The organism is Comamonas aquatilis, from assembly GCF_965139575.1.
GTDB classification, from domain to species: domain Bacteria; phylum Pseudomonadota; class Gammaproteobacteria; order Burkholderiales; family Burkholderiaceae_C; genus Comamonas; species Comamonas aquatilis.
Genome location: NZ_CBCSIW010000022.1, coordinates 16685 through 25758, shown reverse-complemented (window position 1 = coordinate 25758; position 9074 = coordinate 16685). Strand labels below are relative to the sequence as shown.

The following is a 9074-nucleotide window of genomic DNA, read 5'->3' as shown; positions in this document are numbered from 1 at the left end:
TTTATTCTGAATGGGAGTGAGATAAAGAAAGAGGGAGAGATGAGATAAATCGGGATGTGGTGGGACTTGCCGGGCCATGGTGGGATAGGAACCTGCAATTAGCTTTCGCCACAGAAAACACCGACTACTGACCGAACGCACCTCGTAGAAATCGGTCCACCACATCCATGATGGAGGTCTCGGCCTCGGGTTGCAGTATAGGAGCCTCGGGCGGGCCACTGAATGGCAAATATGGCCGCGCTGGGATCTTGATAGTGAACTCGCCGACCTCATGCCAACTCTCCCGCGCCCGCTTGTGGCTATTGCGGGCAAAGACTGCCAGGTTGGGATTTCCGGCTTGGCGCAGCAGATTGCCCTTTGCATCCGTGCGCAGCCGTACCTTGGTCGAATAGGCCGCGCGCTTGATCTCGCCACCAAACTGCTGGATGGCCGCATAGTCTGAGGCCGCGCCGCCGGCTGCAATCAAGGCAAAGTCGGCGCCAAAGTCGGACGTGACGCTGGCGGCCAAAATGCCGCTGTCCTGCAGCATCATCAGCGTGGAGCTGCCCTTGTTACGACGCGTGCGCTCCAGGATAGTGGACTTGGCCAGAGGAGCCCAGTGTGGCCGCCCTTGGGCTTCAAAGTTGCCCTCTGTCACGCTCTCCAGGCTCTGCGCAATGCCCCGGTAAAGATCGGTCGGATTGTCCAGGATCGCTGCAGCACGATCCAGCCGGCGAACGGCATCGCCGATATCAATGATGATGTCGATCAGCCCGCTCATAGCGCTGCAGCGATATCGGCGTCGACCATGGCCTGCTCCAAGGTGAGCCGCTCCACGCTGACCACCGCCAGGCTGTCGCCAGAGGCCTGCGCCCGAACCACCGAAACCGTCTCACCCTGGCGCAACACGTAGATCAGCTGGCCAGCGCTGCGCACCAGAATGCCTTGCTCGATCACCAGCTGAGCGCCTGCGTAGTCGACCGTGGCAGACCCTGCTGCTCGAACCACGGTGCCGGCCAGAGTGCCAATGCGTGAAGCGGCGCCAATGGACTGCGCATCGGCGGGGGGGACCGATACAAGCGGCCAGGCGCCCGTGGGGGCCTGCAACCACTGACCAAACTGCGGCTGGCCAGCCATGTCACGCACAGTAGCCTGGCTGATGGCTGGCGCCGCCTGTTCCAGCTTGCTGGTCATGACTCGGTCCAGATTGGCTTGAGATGCCACGCCTGGGTTGTAGTCCCAGCCCGGATCTGGCCGGAATGTACGCGGCTGGCCACGCTCGTCCATGTAGCGCACGACTTGCACGTCCATCGTGTCGCCATCTTTGTTGACTGGCACTCGGATCGTGCTGATGGCTTGGCTGCCATCTTCAAGAGCCACACCAAGCGCCCGGAACTCGGCTTCTGTCAGTGCCTGGACACGACACCGGCATCCCCAGCCATTGGGCGGCCAGATCACCTGCCAGATCGGATCATCCCAACGCCACACCTTGCCGTGCAGGGCGCGATGGGCGGGCCGCGTGCGCCCGTCCAAGATGGCCACATAGCGCCAGTACGGCCTGTTTTCCACATCGGCCAGATAGCGCTTGTAGCGTCCGGCCATATAGGCCGTCTGCACGTTGGTCTGGAAAATGGTACGCAGGCGGCGGTTGCTGCCCAGCTGGGCCGTGGTCAGCTCACCAGTCTCGCCGTCTAGCACTTCCTGGCGTCCCCACCAGCCCAGATCCTGCAGTTTCGGGCGCAGAGCCTTCTTGAAAGCCTCAAAGGTCTGACCTTCGCCGACAGCTTTGTCCACCTCGCTGCGAATCGCGGACAGCACATCCAACGTGGTGGCCTTGGCCACAGTGAAAGCTGCGGCATGTGCATCCCGCGTCATGTCAGTCCAGGACCAGGTCACCTGCAACCCCTTGGCACGGAAATACTCCGTAGCGTCGGCTGGCTGCAGCTTCAGATTGGCAGCAATGGTCGCCATGGCGTCCCCTATGCCTCAACGGCACGGCCGTAGGCCTGGCCGCCAAAAATCGCCGAGGCGACCAAAGACTGCAGCTTGGCGCTGTCCATCTTCGGAAATGCCTTTTGCACAACGGCCAGAGCATCCTCAAAGTTATCGGTGGCCTCAATGGCTTCAAACAGCGGCTCCAGCAGCCCACGCATGGCATCCTGCAGCTCGGCATCGTCAATGGATGCCAGCGCCTGGTCAATGGCGTCCTGGCCCTGTACGCCGCTTGCTTCGGCAAAGCTGGGGCTTTTTGGGTCTGCATTGGAGGGCGTTTCTGTTGTGCCAGGCGCACCTTTCTTCTTGGTCCAGCCGTCTCCGTAGCGCTCCTGAACGTAAGCCTCTGACGGCTCGAAGCCCAGGTCCGCAACGTTCTTGTCAGTTTCCGACTGCGCCTTGGTGTCTTCGTCAGCCTTGATCTGGCGATATACCTTGCAGGGCTCCAGGCCATTGAAGTAGCAGATGTGGTCGAGCAGCTGCTCCTTGAGCGTTTCTGTCAGCAGATCGCTGTCGCCTTTGGTAAGGCCTAAGCGCACCGACTCACGCTCCTTTGCAGCAGCTGCCACGGCGCCGCCAGCTTTGCCGCGCGGGGACTCTCCGGTCCAGACAGCAGCAATCCAGTCATCCATATATTCGGCAAGCTCACGCTCGGAGCTGATGCTGCCGCTGCCGGCCATCTTGCTTTCCAGCAGCGAGATATCCATGCCCTGCGGAGTCATCAACACACCATCGTTACTCATGGCGCGCAGCGCACTGAACAGCGTGGCCTTCTCCTGGGGGCCCGCGCCATTGGGATACTTGCCCCAGGGCATGGGTGAGCCTGTGCGTGCCAGGCGCTTATTCCACGCCACGATGCCGGCGCGCTTGAAAAACACCGGCCAGTAGGTCTGCAGACCCAGTCCCATGCCATACGGGTTGTCGTCTTGCGGATTGACCCGGTGCACGATGAATTTGCGCTCAGGGAGAGCACGGCCGCGCAGCATGTCTTCACGCGTCAGCATCCGCAGCTCTGGGGGGCGCTCTGCTGTGTCCTGAATGTAGGTAAAGCGCCGCTGAGCGCGCTGGGCAAAGCGTTTAGGCACCCACATGCCATCCGATACCGTCCATATGATCTCGCTGATTTCCACACCGGTGAGCAATGCGTCCATCAACTGCTTGCACAGGTTGTCGAAGCCGCAGCTATCAAGGATGTCGTGCATCACACGGGAATCCTCATCCGCCTTTGTGGACGAAGTGATGGGCGTTACGGTCCAGTCATACCCGACGAGGGCCAACTGCCGCTTTTGCAGGGACGAGAAAACCTTGCCGTCGCGCTTCAGGTCGCGGTAGATTTCGATGCTGCCCTGGCCGCGCTCCAAAAGCAGCGGGTCATTGGTGCGCAGCACGCCCATGTAGCTGGACTCGAAAGGATCAACTAGGCGGCTGGCGATTTCTGTTTCCAGCTCCTGGCGTGTCACATAGTTGGTCAGGTCTGGCGCCTGTCGGCTAGGCTGAGTACGGCGATTTTTAGCCATAGAGAAATCCATTCATGTCATAGGCGTCCTGGACGGGCCCACTGCTGGTGAACTCCATCGGGGCCCCTGCGTTGCGGGATGCGTGCCAGGCCAAGGCAGCAGCCACAGCTACGTCGCCATGTCGCTTGCCCTTATCAGTGCCAGTGCTGCGTACATCGGGAATCCGTGGAACACCACGGATCACCTGGACCAAGCGCAAGTCGGCAAGGGTGTCCGCATCCATAGGCAGGCCATCCAGGGTGCCGTCTTCAAGCGCAGCCTTCAGAGGAGGCATGTTTTCCCGGTACCAGGTCTCGGAAAGCATGACCTGGTGGATGCGATCCACGCCGTAGCGCTGCATTGCAACCTCGGCCAGGTACTGGCCATTGCCTCGGGCATCGAATGAGCCGCCGCTGAAGCGTGGCAGCCGATCCAGCAGATAGAAAGCCACTTGCTCCTGCTGCTTGAATGGCACGTTGCGCAGCTCCACTGTGAAGGGTGGGCGCCGCACCAGGTTGGGGTATTGAATGAGCGGCACGTGCACCGACAAGTCGCCAGTGCGCCCGAAGTCCTCGCCGTCGAAACTGAGCACATCCTGCGGAAGTGCCTCCAAGATGGGCGCCATTTGCGCCTGCAGCCAATCACGGCAATCAGCGATGCGGATGTGTTCTGGGAGCACCTCGAAGCCGGGCTTGCACTCCCAGCGCAGCACCTGCGTGTCCTTGGACATGCGCGATTCGATCAAAGCGCGCGTCAGCCATGAGCCGCTGCTGTTGGCAGGGATGCAATCCAGCTCTTCCAAAGCAGCATCGCCGTAGAAGGAATAGACCCCCGCCATCCATTCGGCCTCGTCCTCAGCGGTCCAGACCTTGCCCAAACGCATGCACACGCGCTTGTAAAGGCCCTCGGCTACGGCTTCCTGGAACGTGATGCGGTGCACAGTACCCTTGCGGCGCCCCGAGCGGATATCAGTTACCAGCTCATTGAATGGGTTGTCCGTACCGTTGTGCGTGCTAATCACACGCACCTTGCCGCCCCAGATCAGCATGGCCAGGGCGGCCTTGAGCAGCTCGGCTAGTTGGTCGTGGAATGCCGCCTCGTCGATCACGATGGTGCCTTGTCGACCGCGCAGGTTGGAGGGGCGGCTGGACAAGGCAACGATGCGAAAACCGGAGGCCGGAAACTTGATCGTGTAGGTCTTGATATTGCGGTCGGCTTCGTCCTCGCCATCCCACATGCCTTCCTCAATCTCCCCGGCCGCGTAGTTGAACACCCGGGCCCACATCGCGCAGGCCTGGATGTACTCGATGGTCATGTCCTGGTTGTAGGCGATGTAGTAGACGTTCTGGCCGCCCGCGCTGCGCGCCGATGCGGCCGAGAGCACGTTGTCCGAAGCCTCCCCCCAGGTCAAACCTGTTCGGCGGGACTTCTCGATCACCTTCAAGGGCGATGGATCAGCCACCCAGCGCTGTTGGTAGCCCATCAGGGCCGCAGGCACCGCGCTGGTGGCCGTGTTGGGCGTCACAAAAGGAACGGAGGTCATGCGGCGATCCCCAGGATCTCGCGGCGCAGCTGCTCCACCGATTCGGCCGAGAGGCCGCCTTTCTTGGCGATCTTCTCGACGTTGGCTGCAGCTGCTTCGGCACGATCACGCACCTCGCTCTGAAACTTCTTCAGGCTCACACTGGAGCGCGTGAGCGTGGCAATGTTCTTGGCCGCTTTGGAGAGTAGTTCGACTCGCTTGACCGGGTCCACATCCTGTTCGCTGGCATCCTGCAACTGCATGATGTACTCAAACAGCTCGGTTTGAACCAATGCAGTGAGCGCACCGCTGCGTGCATCTTCATCGTCGCCGGCATGCTCTTGAATCAGTCGTGCGGCTTCGGTGCTGGCTCGGATGGCTTCCAGACGGCGCTCCAGCTTCTGGCCGAAGCGACCAACAGCCGAGCGGCTGGGCAATTCACCAGCACCTGCTGCAGCTGGGAAGCGCCCCTGCAGATCCTTGATCAGCTCGTCCAGCGTCATGCTGCCGGTTGCCAGCATTGCCGTGATGTATGCCTTGATCTCCGGGTCTAGCCGGTCGATGCTGCTTTTGCGGGCCATGGCTTACCAGTACTTCTGAGGGCGAGCGATGCCAGGCTCGCAGTCCACGGTGTACTCGGCCACATCGACGCCGTACCGGGTCAGCTCGGCATGCCAAACACCATTGGGCGCACGGTCCACCTTGACCAGCTCGCGGTCATGCAGGTAGTCCAACTCGCGGCGCAGCTCCAGCGGGCTGGCATCGGGATACAGGGACTGGGCCACCGACAAGATCGGACCTTCCTGCGCACCCATCGGCCGGGCATTGTTGAGCGTGAGCAAAATCAGCCAGCGCATGGATTCGCGGCGTACCTTTGCGTGATCAATCTGCATGATTCTGGTTTCCTCTCTTTGGCGCGGTACCGAGCATGGATGCCATGGCGTCCAGCTTGGCTTCAATCACTGTCTGGTTGCGGATGTAGTCGTCGCGCCGCACGTACTGCAGCGGTAGATCCGCCTTCCACTTCATCAGCTCTCTCTCCAGCTCCTGCGTGGCACTGGCGTTGTTCTCCTGGGCCTTGACGATGGTTTGCATCGACCGGCCCAGCTCATCGAACCGATCCGAAAGTCGGCGCTCCTGTTGACCGCTGATCACCTTCACCAGTGCCCACAGCGAAGCAATAAACAAGGCCGCAACTGTGATCACGTTGGCCAGCGTCATCTCAATAACCATCGGCCAGCTCCTTTTGCGTGGACACGAAACGGATGTAGTCCTGCAGGCCAGTTACCTGGCCGGAGAGCTTGTCAGCGACGCCTCCCAGCGCTGTGTATCTGCTGCTGCACTCTCCGAGTGCATTGCGGGCGGCGGTGGCTCCATCAACGTCGGCGGTGGAGCAGGATTGCGGGCCGAGGCCGGACAGCTTTGCAGCGGCTGCATTTGCGTTGAGCTGGGCGATAGTGGTGAGCAAGCTGCGATTGCGAGAAGTGGCAGTGTCAAGAGCAGCGCGCGAAGCCTGCTCACGTTGAGCCTGTTCATGGGCGATCCTTTCGGTTTCTTTTTGTTTGGCCGTCTCGGCCTCGCGCTGCGCGAGTTCGGCCTCTGCGCGTTGCTGAGACTCTGTGGCCTTACGTTTGTCATCGGCCTGGTCCCAGGCTTGCTGCACGCGTGCGGCACCCTGGGCGTCGCCTTGGGCTACTAGATGGCCATTCCAGGCACGCAGGCCAAGCACTGCAGCAAGTGTTGCAATCACAATGAGCACGGCTTTCATAGCGTGCCCCCTATCTGTCGCACGCAGCCCAAATAGACCAGGTTGCGCCAGTACGGCAGCTTGCTCCGACCGGGTGCATAGAACTCATAACGGTGGCCAGCGCGCACCCAGATGCAATGCCAACGGCCCGCCCGCGTGCGCACAAAGGAAATGCGTGTTTGAGCTGGGTGCAGTACCCTGGCCACCAGCGCGGCAACGATGCAGTTGCAGGGGAATTTCATGGCATGGGCTCCCCAAGGCACATTGCACGCAGCGCCTTGCGGTCTTTCCAGACGCCCCTGCAGGTGCGGTTGTCAGGATGGCTACACCGGTCGCTCGGCTTGTTGACTGGGCCGGCGCGGTCGTAAAGCAAGATGGCTTCACAGGCTCCGGCATAGTTCTCGGCCTGGAGGCGCTGCTTGATGGTGCTGGGGCCCGTGCGGTCGTTGTTGAAGCAGACCGGCGTGACGCCTGTGTTGTAGGCCAGGCCCACGTAAGCATCCCATTCGCGCTGGAGCAGCTTGATGTCGCCGAGGCAGCGCCGAAGGGCTATCTCTTTTTCATTGGCATCAGCACGAAGCCGAACCAGTGCGCGGTCGGGCGTTATCTTGTCGCCCATCTTGACGCCACCAGTTGTCCCATAGCCGATGGTCGGCACCTTGGTGCCAAGGGCCGGATCTGGATACGCGTCTTCGCGGTAGCCCTCACGCTGGGCTATGTAGACCAGGCCGGCCGCTGAAAGCACAAGGCCAACAATGCCGACTCGAATATCAAGTGCCATACAGCCCCCCTTGCGCCAGAGGGACTGTGGTGTGTGGTGTTGGGGATTTCATGCACGGCAGAATGCCGCGCAGGTCGATTTTGAGTTGAGTAAAGCGCTTTACTTATTGGATATCGGCGTCAAATTCTCGGTGCTTCGTCGACCGAGAAGTGTCGCCTCTTGAATCACTGCTGCTTCTACCAGGTTAAAGGCTTTGCGCCATTCAGGAACCAACTTTCCAGCGTCGTGCTTCTTGTCATCGTGAATTGCTGTATCTACCGTTGCGCAAGCCACGCAGTAATCGTGCGCTATCGCTCGCAAGTTTGGGATCATCACCAGCGCGATGGCATATGCCCGCGTCGCAGCAGTCGATATTGCCCCCTCAGAAAACTTGTCCAACTTAGGCTTGGAATTGATGCCGTCAAGTAGGCGATCTTGAGTTTCAACAATCGCTCGCCAGAAATCCTGGAGGTTTTTCTCGGCCTCCTTCTGCAATCTGATGGCCTCATTTCGCTGCCATTGCAGTGCCTCCTGCTGCATTGCACGCTCAGCCTGCTTTGCAGCGTTTCGCATCACCAATAGCTGTGTCATAAGAGAAGCCACAATCACGCCGCCAGCACTGATAAGCGCAACCCAGACAACATCACTCATGCAGTTTGTCTCCCTAATAAATCCATATGGGCTTGCGACTACTTCAAGCAATAGGCATTCCAATAAACCTTCTCAAAAGTCGTAGGTTTGCTTTCTGTGGGGTCATCCAATTCCATGATGGAGATGTCGAGTAGGTCATTACCTTGCAGCCCTCTGACTACAAAGCGAGTGCCGCCTGTATAGGCCCCAAAGCTATTTTTTCCGTCGATAGTTCCGCACGCGGCGACCTCAGAAATGCCACTGGAATCGGCAGGCTTGCGCACAATAAAAGTCTTCCCGAACTTTGCGGAATCTGGGTCTTTTAGTTTTCGTGCGATGTTCTTTTCAGCTGTCCAGATGAAATTTTCATCGGCAGACCCGCAAGCAGTTAAGGCAACAGCTGCAACCAAAGCAGAAATAGCAGACTGCATCGAATTAATTGTCATGGTTTCCCCGCTCCCTTTAGGCCCGCTTCTTAGTTTGACGCTCGCTCTTGATTGCCTCTGGATTGCGCATGACGGCATCCAGGTAGAGATGAACTCGATTGAGTTGGTCCGGCCTAAGGTGAATCACCATTCTTGTACCGAACTCTCGCTCCATGAAATTGAGCACGGTAATCCTGCTGCGTAGTTGATCCATCCGGCGCAGAACAGCAGATTGCTCTGACGATGTTGGCTTGATTGGATCTACGGGGGACGGAGGGCCTGAAGGGGCCTGGATGATTGTGATGTGGCTGATGTGCTGGGTGTGGTGATTGACATGGCTCACCACATCTCCATGCGCAATGCCTACTTGTAGGTTCCCTGATCCCGCGTCTATGGACTGATTTGGTACCTCTGGACCCAATTCGCAATCATTGGTCGAAATTGTTGTCTGCCCAACGTCAGGCTTACGACCTACCAGCCCCCAACGGCGTAGCAGGCTCAAAATCACCTTCCACATCTGTCT

At 59.4% G+C, this 9074-nt stretch carries 12 protein-coding genes; all 12 read right to left on the bottom strand.

Going from position 1 to position 9074, the window contains the following annotated elements:
* Positions 1 to 124 precede the first annotated feature (124 nt).
* On the bottom strand, positions 125 to 760 hold the full coding sequence (locus ACNAZA_RS19115) for a phage virion morphogenesis protein (RefSeq protein WP_415798101.1): 636 nt from the start codon (positions 758 to 760) through the stop codon (positions 125 to 127).
* Positions 757 to 1950, bottom strand: a complete 1194-nt coding sequence (locus ACNAZA_RS19110; RefSeq protein WP_415798100.1) for a phage head morphogenesis protein — start codon at positions 1948 to 1950, stop codon at positions 757 to 759. The genes ACNAZA_RS19115 and ACNAZA_RS19110 overlap by 4 nt, the downstream gene beginning before the upstream one ends.
* Before the next feature lie 8 nt (positions 1951 to 1958).
* Complete coding sequence (locus tag ACNAZA_RS19105; protein WP_415798099.1) at positions 1959 to 3488, bottom strand: DUF935 domain-containing protein; 1530 nt, start codon at positions 3486 to 3488, stop codon at positions 1959 to 1961.
* A complete protein-coding gene (locus tag ACNAZA_RS19100) occupies positions 3481 to 5010 on the bottom strand; it encodes a hypothetical protein (protein WP_415798098.1) in 1530 nt (509 codons plus the stop codon). The genes ACNAZA_RS19105 and ACNAZA_RS19100 overlap by 8 nt, the downstream gene beginning before the upstream one ends.
* Positions 5007 to 5570: a DUF3486 family protein gene (locus tag ACNAZA_RS19095; protein WP_087084184.1), complete on the bottom strand. Its 564-nt coding sequence runs from the start codon at positions 5568 to 5570 to the stop codon at positions 5007 to 5009. The genes ACNAZA_RS19100 and ACNAZA_RS19095 overlap by 4 nt, the downstream gene beginning before the upstream one ends.
* Positions 5571 to 5573: 3 nt before the next feature.
* On the bottom strand, positions 5574 to 5882 hold the full coding sequence (locus ACNAZA_RS19090) for a hypothetical protein (RefSeq protein WP_087084185.1): 309 nt from the start codon (positions 5880 to 5882) through the stop codon (positions 5574 to 5576).
* Positions 5872 to 6222, bottom strand: a complete 351-nt coding sequence (locus ACNAZA_RS19085; RefSeq protein WP_087084186.1) for a hypothetical protein — start codon at positions 6220 to 6222, stop codon at positions 5872 to 5874. Before ACNAZA_RS19085 ends, ACNAZA_RS19090 begins: the two co-directional genes overlap by 11 nt.
* A complete protein-coding gene (locus tag ACNAZA_RS19080) occupies positions 6212 to 6757 on the bottom strand; it encodes a DUF2514 family protein (protein WP_415798097.1) in 546 nt (181 codons plus the stop codon). Before ACNAZA_RS19080 ends, ACNAZA_RS19085 begins: the two co-directional genes overlap by 11 nt.
* Before the next feature lie 217 nt (positions 6758 to 6974).
* Complete coding sequence (locus tag ACNAZA_RS19075) at positions 6975 to 7517, bottom strand: lysozyme (protein WP_415798096.1); 543 nt, start codon at positions 7515 to 7517, stop codon at positions 6975 to 6977.
* Positions 7518 to 7616: 99 nt separating this feature from the next.
* A complete protein-coding gene (locus tag ACNAZA_RS19070) occupies positions 7617 to 8147 on the bottom strand; it encodes a hypothetical protein (protein ID WP_415798095.1) in 531 nt (176 codons plus the stop codon).
* Between the two features lie 38 nt (positions 8148 to 8185).
* A complete protein-coding gene (locus ACNAZA_RS19065) occupies positions 8186 to 8572 on the bottom strand; it encodes a hypothetical protein (protein ID WP_415798094.1) in 387 nt (128 codons plus the stop codon).
* A gap of 16 nt (positions 8573 to 8588) precedes the next feature.
* Positions 8589 to 9068: a hypothetical protein gene (locus ACNAZA_RS19060; RefSeq protein ID WP_415798093.1), complete on the bottom strand. Its 480-nt coding sequence runs from the start codon at positions 9066 to 9068 to the stop codon at positions 8589 to 8591.
* Between the last annotated feature and the right edge of the window lie 6 nt (positions 9069 to 9074).

Coding starts and splice junctions, on each gene's coding strand:
- ACNAZA_RS19115 (WP_415798101.1), bottom strand. CDS start 760: ATGAGCGGGCTGATCGACATCATCATTGATATCGGCGATGCCGTTCGC.
- ACNAZA_RS19110 (WP_415798100.1), bottom strand. CDS start 1,950: ATGGCGACCATTGCTGCCAATCTGAAGCTGCAGCCAGCCGACGCTACG.
- ACNAZA_RS19105 (WP_415798099.1), bottom strand. CDS start 3,488: ATGGCTAAAAATCGCCGTACTCAGCCTAGCCGACAGGCGCCAGACCTG.
- ACNAZA_RS19100 (WP_415798098.1), bottom strand. CDS start 5,010: ATGACCTCCGTTCCTTTTGTGACGCCCAACACGGCCACCAGCGCGGTG.
- ACNAZA_RS19095 (WP_087084184.1), bottom strand. CDS start 5,570: ATGGCCCGCAAAAGCAGCATCGACCGGCTAGACCCGGAGATCAAGGCA.
- ACNAZA_RS19090 (WP_087084185.1), bottom strand. CDS start 5,882: ATGCAGATTGATCACGCAAAGGTACGCCGCGAATCCATGCGCTGGCTG.
- ACNAZA_RS19085 (WP_087084186.1), bottom strand. CDS start 6,222: ATGGTTATTGAGATGACGCTGGCCAACGTGATCACAGTTGCGGCCTTG.
- ACNAZA_RS19080 (WP_415798097.1), bottom strand. CDS start 6,757: ATGAAAGCCGTGCTCATTGTGATTGCAACACTTGCTGCAGTGCTTGGC.
- ACNAZA_RS19075 (WP_415798096.1), bottom strand. CDS start 7,517: ATGGCACTTGATATTCGAGTCGGCATTGTTGGCCTTGTGCTTTCAGCG.
- ACNAZA_RS19070 (WP_415798095.1), bottom strand. CDS start 8,147: ATGAGTGATGTTGTCTGGGTTGCGCTTATCAGTGCTGGCGGCGTGATT.
- ACNAZA_RS19065 (WP_415798094.1), bottom strand. CDS start 8,572: ATGACAATTAATTCGATGCAGTCTGCTATTTCTGCTTTGGTTGCAGCT.
- ACNAZA_RS19060 (WP_415798093.1), bottom strand. CDS start 9,068: ATGTGGAAGGTGATTTTGAGCCTGCTACGCCGTTGGGGGCTGGTAGGT.